Raw genomic sequence first — 17,241 nt, 5'->3', positions numbered from 1 at the left:
GGAACTTAGTCGTTCTTGTTGATCAAAGACTTTCTCCACTTTTTAAAGGAAACTCGGAATATCCGAATTTCTCTACGAAGAAGATTTAGGTATTCCTTTTCTTTAACACCGTCCCTTTCCAAGCCATTGCAATAGGCCAAGATGTTACGGGTCATAATGTTTACGTACGAAAGACTTCTCATTCGCGAGGAATGGCAATTGCTCAATGCAGCTTGTTCCACTTCTTTTGTAATCAAATCGGCATCTGCCAAAAGGGATTTGGAAATGTCGTCTCGGAAGGAATCAATTTTACGCAAAGACAGAATTTCCCTGTTTTGAGCAAAATAAGCCGCTACGGCTTCGCTCATGTCGCGTAGCGCCAAAGATTTACGATAAACACCTAAGGAGTTAAGGGAATTTCTCTCCATTTTCAACAGCAATTTTGTACTATAAAATTAAGCACGATTAAAATTTTTTTACTTTTGTTAATAAAGCAATTATTCGATTTTACTTTCGATAGTAAAAAAATAGTGGTAAATTTCTTTAGATATGAAGATAGATGACTTGAATTGGCAAATTCTGAATCATTTGCAGCAAAATGCGAGGGAATCTTTTGCCAATATTGGAAGGAAAATCGGGTTGACACCACCCGCTGTGGCGGAGCGTGTAAAAAAGATGGAAGACCTCGGAATTATTGAGCGTTACGGTACTGAAATTTCTTATGTGGAGGCCGGGTATCAGCTAAAGGCCATTATTATGTTGCGTGCTTTTATGGGAAAGCTCAAACCGTTTTTGGATAAGGTCAAAACTTTTCAGGAAGTGGTAAATTGCTATCGAATTACGGGCAATGAGAATATAATAATGGAGGTAGTGCTTCGTGATCAGTCGCATTTAGAAGAATTTATTGATGAACTGATCGTGTATGGTGAATGTAGGACACATATTGTATTGTCCAACGTTGTGGCTAACTCGCCGATCAAAAAAAATAAGACGGGTAAGTAGTTGGCTGATAAATTTGACGTTTTCAAAACAAACTTTGGCTAGATTTTTGTTAAAATAGGGTTATGAGAAAAACATATTTGTTACCGCTTTTGACTATTTTTTGCACATTTTCTGTCTTTTCGCAACAAATGGTTTTGAAAAAGGGGGAGATTATTGATAATCTCTCGGTCAATGATTCAACCAAAAATACCTACTCCCTTTATATTCCCAAAACGTTTTCCATGGATGAAAAGTGGCCGTTGCTCATGGTTTTTGATGCGGAGGGAAATGAGAAAAAAGCACTGTCCATGTTTGTACTTGCTGCGGAAAAAGAAGGTTATGTTTTGGCGGCCCCAAAATTAATGGACAGTATTTCTTTGACCAAGAACATGGTAGTAGCTGGCCAGGCAATTCAGAAAGTTGCAAGTCTATTACCAATACATAATGATCGGATTTATGCTGCAGGCGAGGATTCCGGAGGGCAATTTGCCAGTTTGGTGCCCATTCTGATCAATGGGGTCAACGGGGCCATGTCCATTGGCGCTTCTTTATCCAATAGCGAACTCATTAATGTTAAGAAACCTTTTCATTTTATAGGTATGGTTAGCAAAGAAAACTTCAATTATCCTTTTATGCTTACGGATACCAAACTTTTGGACCGCTATAAGTTTCCAAATCAGGTTTTGCTATTCGATGGAAATGGTAACTGGCCAGGGGTAACTTATTTACAAAAAGGGATGCAGCTCTTCACCCTCGATGCCATGGGGCGAAAATGGATTCCTATGGATTCGACCTACGTTGAAAAAGCCTACCAAGATGATTTGGAAAAGGTGAATCAGTTAAAAAATATTGGAGACTTGTTGTGGGCGGAGCAATATATGACCGAAATGATGTCCATGTACGGAGCATTGAAAAATACGGATTCTCTAAGATCGGTACAAAAGGACCTTCGTAGAGATAGGAGTTTCAAGACAATGAAGAGGGCAGAAAATGCTGCTTTTTTAAAGGAATCCATGCTCAAGGAAGATTATCAATTTTATATGGAGGAAGATGTATATACCCATAATTTCAACAATTTGGGCTGGTGGAACCACCAAATGGGGGAGATAGAGAAGTTCATTTCGGGCTCAAAACCGTATGAAAGACAAATGGGACATCGGTTAAAGGGGTTTGTCAATGCATTGGCAGAGGATAACATTAGTATTATAGCATCGGAAAAGGTGGTTGATGAGGATGCTCTGGCATTTTTGTACATGCTAAAAACAATTTTGGAGCCCGACAACTACGAGTATTATCTAAAAACCATTTCACTTAGTGCTAAAAATGATGATTTTGGTACTTCGTTGTTCTATTTGGAGGAGTTATTGAAAAAGGGTTTCAAGGACAAGGAAAAGCTCTATGATCTGGAAAATACGGCCTTATTTAGAATTACACCGGAGTTTAACGAGCTTGTCTCAAAATATTTGAAAGACGCGCGATACGACATTAAGGTCGATGAAAATTAATCTGCCACGCAGGCCTAAACATTGATTTAGTTTAGAGCTGTATTTTTGTATAAATACTTTCTGGATGAAATACGCAATCTTACTTTCAGTTATATTCCTAACAGCCTGTGGACAAGGTAAAAAATATCACGATAAAGAAAAGGAGGTAGCAGTTGAATCTGACTTGATAGCTGATATTTTGGAATACCAAGAAGAACAGAATGAAAGCTTTAAAGACCCGGATTCCTCTCCTTTGCCCGATAAATACCGTAAAGATTTTGAAGGGCTCGATTTTTTTGAGCCGGATACATCATATATTGTAAAAGCACGGTTTGAGCGTACTCCCAATGCAGAACCTTTTTTTATGCCCACTACTACGGATAGGCGGACCCAAGAAGTGGTTTATGGAATTGCCCATTTTACCTTAAACGGTGCAGTGCATCAACTGGAAGTATACCAAAGTTTGGATTTGATGGATGACGAAGCATACGAAGATTATCTGTTTTTGCCTTTTTTGGATAATACCAATGGGGAAGAAACGTATGGTGGTGGCAGGTATATCGATTTGTCCATTCCGGAAGGGGATACTTTGGTGATTGACTTTAACAAAGCTTACAATCCGTACTGCGTTTACAACAAAAAGTACTCCTGCCCTCTAGTGCCAAGGCAAAATTATTTGAGAACTAAAGTGAGAGCAGGAGTGAAAAATTTTAACAAGGACTAAAAAAGCCTTAATCCTATTGGAATAAGGCTTTTTTTCGTGTCATATCTATATTGCTTAGAAGGAGTATATTGCGGCGAACAATACAGAGGCCAAACTCGAGGTTGGAGCAAGATCGTGGTCGATGAAAGTATCTTCAGAAGCACTATCCAATCTAACTTCTGGCTTAAGAATCAAGTTGCCTATAGTAGCGCTACCTGTTAAAGTTAATGCCAATACACTTGCATCTCCATCAGCATCAAACACTTCTCCAATGGCACCAAATTCATCCGTTTCCATAAAGTATTCACCCCTAAGCCCTAGGCTGAAAGTATCAGAAATTGCGTACTGTGGATAAAGCGCAGCACCTGTAAAAGATCCTCCGTCATCTTCCATGCTAAAGTGAGCAGCGTTGATACCTAAGAAGAACTCATCTGAAAGGTCAAAACCACCAGTGTAGTCAATCTCAAAGCCTCCCTGGCTGTACAAGAAGTTCAAAAACTGACCTGAGTATCCTAATTGTGCGCCCACAGCGTAATCACCTGTCGGGTTGAACTCGGTCAGATCTGTTGGATTCATCACAGCAACCATGGCGGACCATTCGTTGCCCAAATCAAAATCAGCCTTAAGGCCTGTGTGGCTAAAAGGGCCGTAAGAGAATAAGTAGGAAGTACTATAATTAAAGTTAGCGGCCGGAGAGATTACTTCGTATCCCAAAAAGGTGTTGAAGTTACCAAAGGTAAGGGTGACGGCATCACTTACATTCCAATATACGTACAATTGGTTGATGATGTCTCCAGTTGCTGAGTACATTGGTGATTCAAAAATAGCATCCGTACCACGTGGGCCAAATACCAAATCGGCAACAAAACCTACTTTTTCACCCTCGTAAGCGGCAATAAGGTTTGCCATACCCAAAGAGAATCCAGGGAGTTGCGCAAAAGAGGATCCTGGAGCTATGGCTTCTTCGTCATTTGGAGCAGTAATATTTGCTCTGTAATAAGCATCAACAGTACCGCTAAAGCTAAACTTTGGAGTAGTTTCTTCCTCCTGTGCAGAAGCAGAAAATGTTACCATTGAAAAGATGGCGATAGCCAAAATTTTTCCGAAGTTTGTATTTATAATCGTTTTCATATCATAATCGTTTTAAGTTGTCCTTTTATTTAAGGACGGTTGTTTAATTGTGAGTTTGATTGAAAAGGTTATTCAACGGAGCGTTTGGCAGAACGCTCCGTTTCCTTTTGTCCAATCTGTGAGTTTGTTTGAAACTATTTGTCTTGGGAAATGTGTTCTGGATAAGCTTCCACTCCATGTTCGTGCAAATCCAAACCATCAACTTCCTCTTGCTCCGATACGCGAAGCCCAATGGTTTTCTTCAATATAAAGAGTACTATAAAGGATGCAACAGCTGCCCAAACAATGTAGGCCAACGATCCGTATGTCTGTACCCAAAGTAGTTTTCCGCTACCTCCGTAAAGTAATCCGCCATCCAGTGCAAATAGACCAATAAGAACGGTTCCTAGGAATCCACAAACTCCATGAACGGAAATGGCACCTACTGGGTCGTCAATCTTAAGTTTCTTATCAATAAATTCAATGGACGCTACTACTACAATACCACATATCAAACCAATGGCAAGGGCTCCCCAAGCATTTACGGAACCACATCCAGCGGTAATACCTACCAAACCGGCCAAAGCACCGTTCAATGTCATGGAAATATCTGCTCTACCATATCTGGCCCAGGTAAAGAACAGGGCTGCAATGGCACCAATGGCAGCGGCAAGGTTTGTGTTTATGATAACGCTCGTTGCTGCAATGGTGTCGTCACCGCCCCAAGCCAATTGAGAACCACCGTTAAATCCAAACCATCCCAACCAAAGGATAAACACACCCAATGCTCCAAAGGCCATATTGTGACCTGGAATCGCCTTGGCCTTTCCATCCACATATTTACCAATTCTCGGCCCAACCAAAATGGCAGCCACCAATGCAGCAGCACCACCAACGGCGTGCACTACGGAAGAACCTGCAAAATCAACGAATCCGGCTGTGTTCAACCATGCATCGTCATCAAAAGGCCAGTACCAGCTACCTGAAATAGGGTAAATTAAAGTGGTAAGGATTGCGGAGAAAATCAAATAAGTGGAAAATTTGGTTCTACCTGCAATAGCTCCGGACACAATGGTGGCAGCTGTGGCACAGAATACAGTTTGGAAAAACAGATTGTGCCAATCATCGGCACTAAAAAATAAATATCCCTGATCCGAAGGACTGGACCTAAAAAATCCTCCGCCCACTAAATCGCTACCATACATAATGGCGTAACCTACTGCCCAGAACATTATTGAGCCTACGGCAAGGTCCATAACGTTTTTCATTATTATATTGCCGCTGTTTTTACTTCTGGTAAAACCTATTTCCACAAGGGTAAAACCTGCTTGCATAAAAAATACCAAAACGGCGGCAAGTGTAATCCACAAGGCGCCTATATCGCCAGTAATGGCTTCAACGGCTTTGTCTATCGCTTCTTGTTCTTGTACAATCATAATCTAAGTTTTTAAGTTTTTGGCTATTAGTGTTAGTTGATTCCTGCGCTACCGTTTTCCTTGGTTCTGATTCTGTAAGCCTCGATAACATCGGAGACGAAAATTTTTCCATCACCAACGTTACCGGTACTTGCTGTGTCCAATAAAACATTCACGGTTTTTTCCAGAAAGTCATCGCTAACCACGATAACCAAATACCTTCGCTGTATATCGCTTGTACTGTACGATATGCCACGATAGACATGTCCTTGTTTTTCATTTCCAACCCCTGTTACATCCCAGTAACTAAAGAAGTTGACCTCAATTTGATGTAGGGCTTTTTTCACCTCATCAAATTTGGATTTTCTAATAATTGCCTCGACTTTTTTCATAATTAAGTAGTTAATTGATTATTCAAATATATATGAATTCAATATAGACTACCTAAAATAGGAGGGTGGTTGTATTATTTTTATGGGTATAAGAAAAATACCCCCTAAATTTTAGGGGTATTCAATTTTAAATTATTTTTTGTTATGTATTTGTTGATTTTATATTAAGATTATGTGTCTATTGCTTTATTTTTCTCAATAGCAGCACCTTAAAACATGTAAAATGTTTAGCTTTTAACAAATTTTAACGATAAAAACACAGTTTATAACTAATGGATGTGTCGGGCGATCCATAATCCCAAAATAACGGCCAATACACCAATGCCAATACTCGAAATCATGTAAATGGCTAAATTGAGGAGTTCGCCATTCTTTAAATAGGTATGCTTTTCAAAAGCAAATGCAGAAAAAGTAGTGAAGCCACCGCAAAATCCAGTAGCTAGAAAAAGAGTGTTGTTATGGGATAGTACATTGCCCTTGGCAGAGAGACCTAAAAAAAGTCCAATTAAAAGACAACCTATAATATTGACCAAAAAGGTCCCAAAAAAGAAATTATGGAAAAGGGGGTTGAGAGGTTTGGAAATCAAAAAGCGTAAAACGCTTCCAATTCCCCCACCCAAAAAAACAAGAAAGGCCTGTTTCATGCCTTAAAGGTACAAACTAAACCGCTTCTTTGTACTCGGTTTCTACGGCCTCACGGGGGAAAAGCTTGGTGGTCGAGGTTTCGGAAATCCGTTGAATCGGTTTTATGAATCTTTCCTTAGCTCCATTGACGCTAAAAACCAACAGAATGGCATTAATAACAAGCAAAACAAAAAGAATACTAAAAAATACAGTCATTTAGGTTAGTTGCTAAAGTATTGTTAAAACAAAAGTACGTTTTTTCCTATAAGAACGAAATACAGGGCGAACTATTGTTGTTAAACGATTGATTTTTGTGGTAAAGACAATTTAAATGTTAATTTTTGAGGAAGTGTTTAATCAAAAACAGGATAATTATAAATGTTAAGAAGGCAGCTAGAATCCAGATGACACCTTTATAATTTTTTTTATGCAGTTTTTTATCCTTACGATAGGAAAAGGCGATAATCGCCACAAAGGCTATAAAAAATAAGGCTGCGAAAATTAGCTGTCCCGTACTGAACATATTTTATATTTTTATGCAAAGCTAAATCAAATAAGTGTAATGGAAAGTAAAATTAAGGCCGTGGAGCTCTTCCACAATTCTTTTGGTCTCGGAGTTTCCCAAGAGCCAAAGGCAGATTTGGGAAAGGACAAAAACAATCTAAGGTTTAATTTGATGGATGAAGAGAACCGTGAGTATTTGGAAGCCGCCAATAATAACGATTTGGTTGAGGTTGCCGATGCATTGGGCGATATGCTCTACATTTTATGCGGAACCATACTTGAGCATGGCATGCAATACAAGATAGAAGAAGTTTTTGAAGAGATACAACGCAGTAATATGAGTAAACTTGGAGCGAATGGAAAGCCCATTTACCGTGAGGATGGAAAAGTACTGAAAGGCCCAAATTATTTTAAGCCGGACATACAAAACATAATCGACAAATAACAAAGGCGCCCATCGGCGCCTTTGTTATTTGTTTTACTGGATGACTTCGTGTCGCCATCCAAATTTATCTTCGGCCCGGTTGTATTGAATGTCCGTGATTCTTTTCTTGAGCAAAGAAGCATAGCTTTCCTCCAAATCCGGAAGATCGTAATCCTTGCCGTGGTAGCCAAAGCCTGAAATCGGAGAAACTACCGCAGCCGTACCTGCCCCGAACATTTCTTTTAACGAGCCATTTTCTGCCGCTTCAACCAATTCGTGAACGGATATTTTACGAACCTCAGTTTTAATGCCTTCGTCTTTGGCGATGTCCAAAATACTTTTTCTGGTTATCCCATCCAATATACGGTCGCTTGTTGGTGCGGTCATCAAAGTGTCGTTGATACGAACAAAAACGTTCATGGCACCAGCTTCCTCAATAAACTCATGGGTGTTGTCATCCGTCCAAATTACTTGTTGATACCCTTTGTCCGCAGCCAATTTTGTTGGGTAGAACTGACCCGCGTAGTTACCACCAGCTTTGGCATAACCAACCCCGCCGTTTGCTGCTCGGGAATAGGTTTCTTCTATCAAAACTTTCACTTTTCCAGAAAAATAAGATCCTGAAGGTGCACAGGCAATAATAAATTTGTATTCATCGGCCGGTGAAGCGTGAAATCCATTTCCAGAGGCAAAAACAAAAGGTCTAATATATAAGGAACTCCCTGGACTTTGTGGAATCCATTCGCTTTCCAAATCAATAAGAGTATTGAGGCCTTCCATAAAATAAGCTTCGGGTATTTCAGGAATCGCCAAACGTTGGGCCGACTTGTTCAAACGTTTACAGTTTTCTTCGGGTCTAAAAAGCCATACCTTGCCGTTCTCGTCCTTGTAGGCTTTCATTCCTTCAAAAATAGACTGTCCATAATGGAAAATCTTTGCTGAAGGATCCAGCGTAATGGGCTGGTAAGGAACCACTTTTGGTGTATTCCATTTTCCGTTTTTATAATCACAGACCAACATGTGGTCAGAATAAACACTTCCAAAGGAAAGGTTATCAAAATCCACATCATGGATTTTAGAGGATTTAGCTTTCTCTATAGCAATTTTGTTAGCCATTGTTTCCATATCACTTACATTTACCGTGATAAAATTAGCTATTTATTGTTAGTTTTGGACATTTCACAAATCTAAATACTGTACTTGACCCACAATTACTTAAATGTTATCAAAAATGAAGATTTTTAACACTTTTACTACTGTTTTTTTACTGGGTATTTTGATGGTCTCCTGCAAACAAGAGGCTATTCAAGGCGATTATTTTGGGGAGGAATTTGAAATCTCCCGGAAAGTCTCCAAAACATCCGCCCCTTTTGACCAAATTTCAGGCAAGGATTCCTTGCAGACCCAAATCGTGGGCGAGATCAAGGAAGTTTGTCAGGCAAAAGGATGCTGGATGAAGGTGCAGTTGGAATCCAACGACGAGGTTTTTGTCCGTTTTAAGGATTATGGATTCTTTGTTCCCAAAGATGCCGCAGGTAAAAAAGTGGTTATGAAAGGAGCTGCATTTTTCGAGGAAATGTCTGTAGAAGACCAAAAACACTATGCCGAGGACGAAGGTGCTTCCGAAGATGAATTGGCCCAAATAACCACTCCGAAAAAAACACTCAGGTTCGAAGCGGAAGGCGTGCTAATCGCCTCTCAACCTTGAAACGAAGAATAATTACCACGGGAGATGGCTCCAAAACCATCCAAATAGAGGATTGGGACGAACAGTACCATTCCAAGCATGGTGCCGTCCAAGAAGCTTACCATGTTTTTATCGAACATGGCCTCAGATTATTTGAAAAAACCGAGGTCAAAATCTTGGAGCTTGGTTTTGGCACGGGCCTCAATGCTCTTATTACCCTAATAGAAGCTCCCAAACAATATTTGAGTGTTGATTATGTGGGTGTTGAAGCATTTCCGGTTTCCATGGAAGAAGTGGAAGCATTGGATTATTGCCAACAGTTGGGGATTGAAGATAAGCAAACAACTTTTCAAAAAATGCATAGTTCCCCTTGGGAAGAAAACATGCCAATAACTGCTGATTTTTCTTTGTTCAAACAGAAAAAGGACTTTAAAGAGGTTGATCAGCAAAACATTTTCAATCTTATTTATTTTGATGCATTTGGAGCTAGGGTCCAACCCGAACTTTGGACCGAAGAGATTTTTTTAAAAATGTACCAAGCACTAAAAACCAACGGAATTTTGGTCACTTACGCTGCAAAAGGTAGTGTACGCCGAGCAATGCAAACAGTTGGTTTTACCGTGGAAAGATTACCGGGACCGCCAGGAAAAAGAGAAATGCTTAGGGCCAAAAAACCTGAGTAGTTCCCAATGTTCTGTTAAGGAAAAAGCCTTTGGTACCATGAAATGGTTTAAAGTTTAAACAAATATGTTAAACCTGAATTAAGGTCTAATAAACAGTCAATTAAACCTATAACTTTGTATAAAATGACAGTATGAAGGTGTTGATAACAGGAGCTACAGGATTGGTTGGGCAGGCCATAACAAAAGTACTGCACCAAAAAGACATACCCGTAAATTATTTAACCACAAGTAAGGACAAGATTTCTTCCACAGAAGATTTTCAAGGTTTTTACTGGAACCCCAACAAGGGAGAGATTGATTTGGAGTGCTTCAAAAATGTACAGGCCATTATCAATTTGGCCGGAGCCAGTATAGCCAAACGTTGGACCCCCAAGCAAAAAAGGAAAGTACTCTCTAGCCGAATCAATAGCCTAAGAACATTAAAAAAAGGGCTGCAACAGTCCAATAACAAGGAAGTTGAATGCCTTGTTTCGTCTTCTGCCATAGGAATTTATCCAGATTCCGTCTGTGACTATTATGATGAAAGTGAAACCAAAATAGCTAATGGTTTCTTGGGCGAGGTAGTGCAAAAATGGGAAGCCGAGGCCGAAACCTTTGAAGCGATCGGTGTAGATGTGGCTAAAATCAGAACAGGTTTGGTTCTTTCTAAAGATGGCGGTGCCCTGCCCAAAATGGCAATGCCTGTCAAAAACTTTGTTGGAGCAGCCATAGGGAGTGGAGATCAATGGCAATCTTGGATTCATATCGAAGATTTGGCGCAAATGTTCGTTTTTGCGGTAGAGAACAACCTTCGGGGAACGTATAACGGTGTGGCCCCCAATCCAGTAACCAACACAAAACTTACCAAGGAACTGGCAAAAATTTTGGACAGACCGCTTTGGTTGCCCAATATGCCCGCATTTTTCTTAAAGTTGGTTTTGGGCAAAATGTCTGCTCTTTTATTGGAAAGCCAAAGGGTGAGCAGTAAAAAAATTGAAGAAGAAGGATTTTCTTTTCAGTATGCTAATATTTGTCAAGCATTAAAAAGTTTGTTTGCCTCTCAGCAAGAGGGTGTTCCTGCATCCGTGGAAGCATAGGAAAACGGAAGGTATTTTTAAATTTTCATGACTTTTTAGATGGTTAAAGTCCGCTTAGGCGGCTTTTTTTATGTTTTGCGGTGACATTTTGACATTTTTAGACAATTGGCAGTACTTTTGCCACTTCAAATCGGAATAAAACATTAGAACATGAGCAATAAAAGTAAGGTTGAGGAAATGGAAGATGAGCCTAAAAAAGGGCAAACCGAAGAGAGTACTGAGCTGAACGATGAAAATACAAAAGCCGAAACCACGGAAGAAATCGAAGAAGAAATTTCTGAGGAGGAGAAGCTGCGTGAAGATTTGGCAAAAGAAAAAGAAAAGTTCCTTAGGCTTTTTGCCGAGTTTGAAAACTACAAACGAAGAACCTCCAAAGAACGCATGGATTTGTTCAAGACTGCGGGACAAGAAGTCATGGTGGCATTGCTTCCTATTTTGGACGATTTTGAACGTGCGTTAAAAGAGCTTTCCAAATCCGAGGATAAGGAAATGTTCAAAGGAGTGGAACTTATCAGCAATAAATTTAAGGAGACCTTGAAGAACAAGGGGCTGGAACAAGTGGAGATCAGCCCGGGCGATGTGTTTGATGCCGAGGTGCACGATGCCATCACCCAGATTCCTGCACCGGACAAGAAAATGAAAGGGAAAATTATTGATGTGGTTGAAAAAGGATTCAAACTTGGAGACCGTATTATAAGACATCCAAAAGTTGTTGTTGGAAACTAAATCTGTATGAAGGAGGATTATTACGAAATATTGGGAGTCTCCAAAGGAGCTTCAGCTGCAGAAATAAAAAAAGCCTACAGGAAAAAGGCCATCGAGTTTCACCCGGACAAAAACCCCGGTGACGCCAAGGCAGAGGAAATGTTCAAAAAATCTGCCGAGGCTTATGAAGTATTGGGCAACCCTGACAAAAAGGCAAAATACGACCAATTTGGCCATGCTGCCTTCGATGGAAGTGGCGGATTTGGCGGTGGAGGTATGAATATGGACGATATCTTCAGCCAGTTCGGTGATATTTTTGGAGGTGCCTTTGGTGGCGGTGGCGGATTTAGCGGATTCGGAGGCTTTGGTGGCGGACAGCGCAGAGCCAAGGGAAGTAACCTTCGTATCCGTGTTAAACTAACGCTGGAAGAAGTGGCCAATGGTGTAGAAAAGAAAGTTAAGGTAAGACGAAAGCTTCAAGCTGACGGGGTTACCTATAGAACTTGCCCTACTTGTAAGGGTACCGGACAGATCACAAAGATCACCAACACCATTTTGGGTAGAATGCAAACGGCCACCACCTGTACAACCTGTGGAGGGGCCGGTCAGTCCATAGATAAAAAACCTGCTGGAGCCGATGCTCAAGGGCTCAAGGTTGAAGAAGAGACCGTATCCATTAAAATTCCGCCAGGTGTGGAAGATGGTATGCAGCTAAAAGTATCCGGTAAAGGTAATGATGCTCCCGGAAATGGTATTGCGGGAGATTTGTTGGTTGCGATAGAAACTATTGAGCACGATACTTTAAAGCGAGAAGGAGACAATCTTCACTACGATTTGTACATAAGTATGCCGGAAGCTGTTTTGGGTAGTTCCAAAGAAATTGATGCCATTGGCGGAAAAGTCCGTATAAAATTGGAACCAGGGCTACAGTCTGGGAAGATATTAAGACTTCGTGGCAAGGGAATCAACAGCCTTAATGGGTATGGTGCGGGAGACTTATTGGTGCATGTAAATGTATGGACACCAAAAAATATAAATAAGGAACAAAAGGAGTTTTTTGAGCGTATGCAGGACGATGATAACTTTGTTCCAAGGCCCGAAAAATCGGATAAATCTTTTTTTGAGAAGGTAAAAGATATGTTCTCTTAAGAGAAAAAACCTTCTGTTTAAATAAAAAACGTATATTTGAAACTGATGTTGGGTGACCGATATCTAATTTTCTTTTTCATAGCAATTTTTTTCCCATCCTTGATTTTTTTAAGGGTGGGTTTTTGTTTTTATAGGAAATAAGGTATTGAGAACTCATCTTGAGTTGTCCAAATCCGCTGCAAAATCTTAAATCTTTGCTTGGATCTAGTAATTCAAGACGAGTTCATTTCCCAAATACATATCTTTGAAAAAATAGTTTACATGGATCATATCCTTGTTGCCAAAAATGTGACCAAAACCTATGGTGATTACACAGCACTGAGCAACATTTCACTTCAAATTCCTGAGAATTGCATATACGGACTTTTGGGCCCGAATGGGGCGGGTAAAACTTCGTTTATCAGAATTATTAATCAGATTACGCACCAAGACGAGGGGGAAATTTGGCTCAATGGTGAGCCCTTGGCTCCAAAGCATATTGCATCCATCGGTTATCTGCCCGAGGAGCGAGGGCTGTACAAGAGTATGAAGGTGGGAGAGCAGGTACTTTATTTGGCACAATTGAAGGGATTGTCCAAAAGTGAGGCAAAAACAAGACTCAAATATTGGTTCGACCGTTTAAATATTGGTGACTGGTGGGATAAAAAAATACAGGAACTTTCCAAAGGAATGGCCCAGAAGATACAGTTTATCGTTACCGTGCTGCACGAACCAAAACTGTTGATTTTTGATGAACCCTTTAGCGGTTTTGATCCCATTAACGCAAATATGATCAAGGATGAGATCCTTCAGTTGAAAAAAAACGGTACCTCCATCATCTTTTCCACCCACCGTATGGAGTCGGTGGAAGAACTTTGTGAGTACATTGCCCTTATCCATAAGTCCGAAAAGATATTGGACGGAAAACTGTCGGACATCAAAAAAGCGTACAAGAACAACATTTTTAATGTGGGTCTGCAAGTGGAAAAGGAAGCTGAGGTTTTAATGCAATCTTTGGAACAAAATCTCAATATTCTTTCTTCGGATATTGATACATTGGACCATCAACTAAATTTCAAGGTGCAATTACCCACATCCCACACCGGGGAAATTTTGGCAAAACTTTCTAAAATGGGGAATATTAACAGGTTCGAAGAAACCATACCTTCGGCCAACGATATTTTTATTCAAACTGTAAACAACAAGGACAATGACAAGTAAACTTGGTTTGATTATAAAACGCGAATATTTGGCCAAGGTGCGCAACCGTTCCTTTATTGTTATGACCATTTTGAGCCCGCTTCTAATGGTAGGGATGATTGTGCTTATTGCGTATTTGGCCAAAATAAATGATGATGAGACTAGGGTAGTGTCTGTTTTGAATAAAAGTGCCTTCTTTCAAAGTGAATTCAGTCCATCCAAGAATATATCCTATGTCCACATGGACGACTTGACCTTGGAGCAAGCGAAGGACTCAACCAATTCCTTGGAATATTATGGGTTGCTCTATATTCCCGAAGGGGCAACGGTTGAGGAGGTGTCCAATTCCTCATATCTTTTTACTAAGGACAACCCCAATACCTCCGTGACCAAAGAATTGGAGGATATTTTTCAAAACCAATTGCGGCAAGATCGTTTGCAAAAGCTAGGAGTGACCTCAAAACAGTTTTCCAGTGTGGAAAAACCTTTTGAAATCAACCTATCCACATTCGATGGGGAAAAAAGTATGAGGGGCATCAACGAGATCAAAGCTATTATCGGAGGAGGATTTGGCTATGCGATCATGATGTTCATCATTATTTATGGGGGCTTTGTGATGCGCAGTGTTATCGAGGAAAAAACCAGTAGGATTATTGAAGTGATCATATCCTCGGTAAAACCTTTTCAATTAATGCTCGGAAAGATTATTGGAAATTCTTTGGCAGGAATCACCCAGTTTATCATTTGGATTGTTTCCGCATCATTATTGTTGTTTGCAGCAGTATTGATTTTTGGAATAGACTTGACGGCACTATCAAGCGACAATGGGATGACTCCTGGGCCAATGGGAATGTCACAATTAGGCGCCATGGATGATAAAATGATGATGTACGCAAAGGAAATCTACGATATTCCTTGGGGTTTGCTCATAGTATCGTTCTTTATTTATTTTATACTTGGTTACCTTATTTATAGCTCTATTTATGCGGCTATTGGAGCTGCGGTGGATAATGAGACGGATACACAACAATTTATTTTCCCTATTATATTACCTTTAATGCTGGCTATTTATGTTGGGTTCTTTTCAGTGTTTAGCAACCCGCATGGTCCCATTGCAGTTGGGTTTTCGTTGTTTCCGTTAACATCGCCCATTGTAATGCTGATGCGCTTGCCCGGAGGAATTGGGGAAGGAGGAGTGCCTTTGTGGCAATTTTTAGCGTCCGTTTTTCTTTTGATCGTTACCTTTTTGGGTATTGTGTCATTGGCGGCCAAAATTTATAGAACAGGTATCTTAATGTATGGTAAAAAGCCAACGTACAAAGAATTGATAAAATGGTTGAGATATTAAAATAGTATGCAAGAAGGTGCAGAAGAAATAAAGGAAATCATTACGAAAGATGTTTGGGGGACCATAAAGGATTTTTTGAACCTTGGATTCCATATAGGTGAAGGCGAAAAGGCTATAAATCTTACTATTGGACTTTTACTGTTGTTAACGGTCACATTGGTGGCAACAAAGTTTATCTTAAAATGGTTCCGTAATATTTTTACCCGTAAGATGGAGCAGGAGGACAAACAGAAGTTCTCCAGTATATTTAAGTTTATTAATTACGTTATTTATCTAGTTGCCATACTGGTAACCCTAAGTGCGGCAGGGGTGGACATCACCTTGGTGATTACAGCTTCCGCAGCCCTTTTTGTTGGTTTGGGTCTTGCACTACAGGAATTGTTCAAAGATGTTCTTGGAGGCATTTTCATTATTATAGATAAATCCCTGCAGGTTGGAGACGTTGTGGAGGTTGATGGTAAGGTAGGCAAGGTGTTCGAAATTAAACTCCGTACCACAAGGGCCATTACCCGAGATGATAAGGTATTGATACTGCCCAATCATAAATTTATAAGTGACATTGTTTACAATTATACCCAAAACCATAGAACCACAAGGGAAAAAGTAAGCGTAGGTGTTGCCTATGGGAGCGATGTGGATTTGGTGACCACTATTTTGGAAGAAGTGGCCAATACCCAAAAACAAGTGCTCAAAAATCCAAAACCATTTGTACTGTTCGAGGATTTTGGAGATTCGGCATTGATCTTCTCCATATACTTTTTTACCAACGATACTTTCCGAGATCCACGGATAAAAAGTGAAATGCGTTATAAAATCAATGCCAAGTTCAAGGAGAACAACGTTAGCATCCCGTTCCCGCAACGCGATATACATATTATTCAGCCAAAACAATAGATACATATAAAAACCTCAACTCACCATATTGCAATTTGGAAGTGGTTCACTTTCATTGTAATACTTTGTAGCCATAGTTTATGGGCACAGAGCACAGATATTTTTAGGCTGGAATACCTTAATATTCCTGAGAACGATAGCGGTGTCAAGACACAGCGTTACAAGGCGTTGCTCAATTTTCCCATACAACTGAACGACAATAAGGATTATCTGGTTACGGGTGCCGAATATAATCGTTTTGATATGGGATATTCAGCAGACCTCCCATTTGATAAAAAAGAGATGATCCGCTTCCATGTTATCGATTTTAATTTGGGATTGATCAAAAAATGGAACGAGGATTGGAATTTTGTGGCCATATTGACTCCTAGATTGGCGTCCAATTTATTGAATGGAGTGTTACAGGATGATTTTTTTATGAATGGCTCGGTGGCTTTTTGGAAAGAAAAACCAAAAGCAGATAAGCCTTTTCGGGTGGTTTTGGGGCTGACCTACAACAGCACTACCGGGATTCCAGTTCCGTTGCCCCTGATTCATTACTATAAAAAGTTCCACCCGGATTGGTCGTTTATAGCAGGAGTGCCAAAATCCAACCTGAAATATCATTTTGATAAAAAACACAGTTTGGAGTTGGCACTGTTCTTGGATGGTTACTTTTTAAATCTTCAAAACGATATTGTTTTGGATAATGGGTTGGCAGCTTCCCGGATTTCGTTCAACACTTTGGTAGGTAGTTTGGGGTATCAATACAGCATCTCCAAGAGTATGTCCTTTTTTGCCATTGTGGGAAGCAGTGTGTACCAAGAGGGCAAATTAAGAAATAAAGATCGTGGCGAGGTGTATTTGTTCAATAACGACGCAAATTTTTATATTAGAACAGGTTTCAAAATAGGAATATTTTAAA

General features: G+C 40.1%; 21 protein-coding genes. 13 read left to right on the top strand and 8 right to left on the bottom strand.

Annotated elements, in window-relative coordinates:
• Positions 1-5: 5 nt before the first annotated feature.
• Positions 6-407, bottom strand: coding sequence for a hypothetical protein (locus tag MURRU_RS01965; protein WP_014031733.1), 402 nt, complete (start codon positions 405-407; stop codon positions 6-8).
• 121 nt (positions 408-528) lie between these two features.
• On the opposite strand from MURRU_RS01965, the gene MURRU_RS01960 reads away from it, so the two are divergent.
• From MURRU_RS01960 to MURRU_RS01950, 3 genes are all read left to right on the top strand, one after another.
• Entirely contained in the window at positions 529-981 is a 453-nt protein-coding gene (locus tag MURRU_RS01960) for an Lrp/AsnC family transcriptional regulator (protein ID WP_014031732.1), read from the top strand.
• 128 nt (positions 982-1,109) lie between these two features.
• On the top strand, positions 1,110-2,465 hold the full coding sequence (locus MURRU_RS01955; RefSeq protein WP_148261465.1) for an alpha/beta hydrolase family protein: 1,356 nt from the start codon (positions 1,110-1,112) through the stop codon (positions 2,463-2,465).
• 64 nt (positions 2,466-2,529) lie between these two features.
• Positions 2,530-3,168, top strand: coding sequence for a DUF1684 domain-containing protein (locus tag MURRU_RS01950; RefSeq protein ID WP_014031730.1), 639 nt, complete (start codon positions 2,530-2,532; stop codon positions 3,166-3,168).
• Positions 3,169-3,222: 54 nt separating this feature from the next.
• Here MURRU_RS01950 and MURRU_RS01945 read toward each other — a convergent pair whose 3' ends face one another.
• The 6 genes from MURRU_RS01945 to MURRU_RS18190 form a co-directional block, all read right to left on the bottom strand.
• On the bottom strand, positions 3,223-4,278 hold the full coding sequence (locus MURRU_RS01945) for an outer membrane beta-barrel protein (protein WP_014031729.1): 1,056 nt from the start codon (positions 4,276-4,278) through the stop codon (positions 3,223-3,225).
• Between the two features lie 134 nt (positions 4,279-4,412).
• Entirely contained in the window at positions 4,413-5,693 is a 1,281-nt protein-coding gene (locus MURRU_RS01940) for an ammonium transporter (RefSeq protein WP_014031728.1), read from the bottom strand.
• Between the two features lie 32 nt (positions 5,694-5,725).
• The gene (locus tag MURRU_RS01935) at positions 5,726-6,064 is read right to left on the bottom strand and encodes a P-II family nitrogen regulator (RefSeq protein ID WP_014031727.1); all 339 of its coding nucleotides are present in this window, start codon (positions 6,062-6,064) and stop codon (positions 5,726-5,728) included.
• Between the two features lie 269 nt (positions 6,065-6,333).
• Positions 6,334-6,708: a fluoride efflux transporter CrcB gene (gene crcB / locus MURRU_RS01930; protein WP_014031726.1), complete on the bottom strand. Its 375-nt coding sequence runs from the start codon at positions 6,706-6,708 to the stop codon at positions 6,334-6,336.
• Between the two features lie 16 nt (positions 6,709-6,724).
• A complete protein-coding gene (locus MURRU_RS01925; protein WP_014031725.1) occupies positions 6,725-6,904 on the bottom strand; it encodes a hypothetical protein in 180 nt (59 codons plus the stop codon).
• A gap of 118 nt (positions 6,905-7,022) precedes the next feature.
• Complete coding sequence (locus MURRU_RS18190; protein ID WP_014031724.1) at positions 7,023-7,211, bottom strand: hypothetical protein; 189 nt, start codon at positions 7,209-7,211, stop codon at positions 7,023-7,025.
• Positions 7,212-7,250: 39 nt separating this feature from the next.
• Here MURRU_RS18190 and MURRU_RS01915 point away from each other — a divergent pair, with 39 nt between their 5' ends.
• Positions 7,251-7,637: a pyrophosphohydrolase domain-containing protein gene (locus MURRU_RS01915; protein WP_014031723.1), complete on the top strand. Its 387-nt coding sequence runs from the start codon at positions 7,251-7,253 to the stop codon at positions 7,635-7,637.
• A 33-nt stretch (positions 7,638-7,670) separates the two neighbouring features.
• Here the strand turns inward: MURRU_RS01915 and MURRU_RS01910 are convergent, their stop codons facing one another.
• Positions 7,671-8,741 (bottom strand): branched-chain amino acid aminotransferase, encoded by a 1,071-nt coding sequence (locus tag MURRU_RS01910; RefSeq protein ID WP_014031722.1) that lies wholly within the window; start codon positions 8,739-8,741, stop codon positions 7,671-7,673.
• Between the two features lie 106 nt (positions 8,742-8,847).
• Between MURRU_RS01910 and MURRU_RS01905 the strand changes: the two genes are divergently transcribed.
• The 9 genes from MURRU_RS01905 to MURRU_RS01865 all read left to right on the top strand — a co-directional run bounded on the left by MURRU_RS01905 (position 8,848) and on the right by MURRU_RS01865 (position 17,240).
• Positions 8,848-9,324, top strand: coding sequence for a DUF4920 domain-containing protein (locus tag MURRU_RS01905; RefSeq protein WP_014031721.1), 477 nt, complete (start codon positions 8,848-8,850; stop codon positions 9,322-9,324).
• Positions 9,321-9,986 (top strand): tRNA (5-methylaminomethyl-2-thiouridine)(34)-methyltransferase MnmC2, encoded by a 666-nt coding sequence (gene mnmC2, locus MURRU_RS01900; protein WP_014031720.1) that lies wholly within the window; start codon positions 9,321-9,323, stop codon positions 9,984-9,986. Before MURRU_RS01905 ends, mnmC2 begins: the two co-directional genes overlap by 4 nt.
• Before the next feature lie 131 nt (positions 9,987-10,117).
• A complete protein-coding gene (locus MURRU_RS01895; RefSeq protein ID WP_014031719.1) occupies positions 10,118-11,062 on the top strand; it encodes a TIGR01777 family oxidoreductase in 945 nt (314 codons plus the stop codon).
• A gap of 150 nt (positions 11,063-11,212) precedes the next feature.
• The gene (locus MURRU_RS01890; RefSeq protein ID WP_014031718.1) at positions 11,213-11,788 is read left to right on the top strand and encodes a nucleotide exchange factor GrpE; all 576 of its coding nucleotides are present in this window, start codon (positions 11,213-11,215) and stop codon (positions 11,786-11,788) included.
• A gap of 6 nt (positions 11,789-11,794) precedes the next feature.
• Positions 11,795-12,916 (top strand): molecular chaperone DnaJ, encoded by a 1,122-nt coding sequence (dnaJ, locus tag MURRU_RS01885; RefSeq protein ID WP_014031717.1) that lies wholly within the window; start codon positions 11,795-11,797, stop codon positions 12,914-12,916.
• Between the two features lie 261 nt (positions 12,917-13,177).
• A complete protein-coding gene (locus MURRU_RS01880) occupies positions 13,178-14,116 on the top strand; it encodes an ABC transporter ATP-binding protein (RefSeq protein ID WP_014031716.1) in 939 nt (312 codons plus the stop codon).
• The gene (locus MURRU_RS01875) at positions 14,106-15,443 is read left to right on the top strand and encodes an ABC transporter permease (RefSeq protein ID WP_014031715.1); all 1,338 of its coding nucleotides are present in this window, start codon (positions 14,106-14,108) and stop codon (positions 15,441-15,443) included. The genes MURRU_RS01880 and MURRU_RS01875 overlap by 11 nt, the downstream gene beginning before the upstream one ends.
• 6 nt (positions 15,444-15,449) lie before the next feature.
• Positions 15,450-16,337 (top strand): mechanosensitive ion channel family protein, encoded by an 888-nt coding sequence (locus tag MURRU_RS01870; protein WP_014031714.1) that lies wholly within the window; start codon positions 15,450-15,452, stop codon positions 16,335-16,337.
• Positions 16,338-17,240 (top strand): DUF6268 family outer membrane beta-barrel protein, encoded by a 903-nt coding sequence (locus tag MURRU_RS01865; RefSeq protein WP_313777685.1) that lies wholly within the window; start codon positions 16,338-16,340, stop codon positions 17,238-17,240.
• Position 17,241 lies beyond the last annotated feature (1 nt).

The organism is Allomuricauda ruestringensis DSM 13258, from assembly GCF_000224085.1.
Classification (GTDB): domain Bacteria; phylum Bacteroidota; class Bacteroidia; order Flavobacteriales; family Flavobacteriaceae; genus Flagellimonas; species Flagellimonas ruestringensis.
Note: the sequence above shows the minus strand (reverse complement) of the source record. Positions and strands in the feature narration are given on the sequence as shown.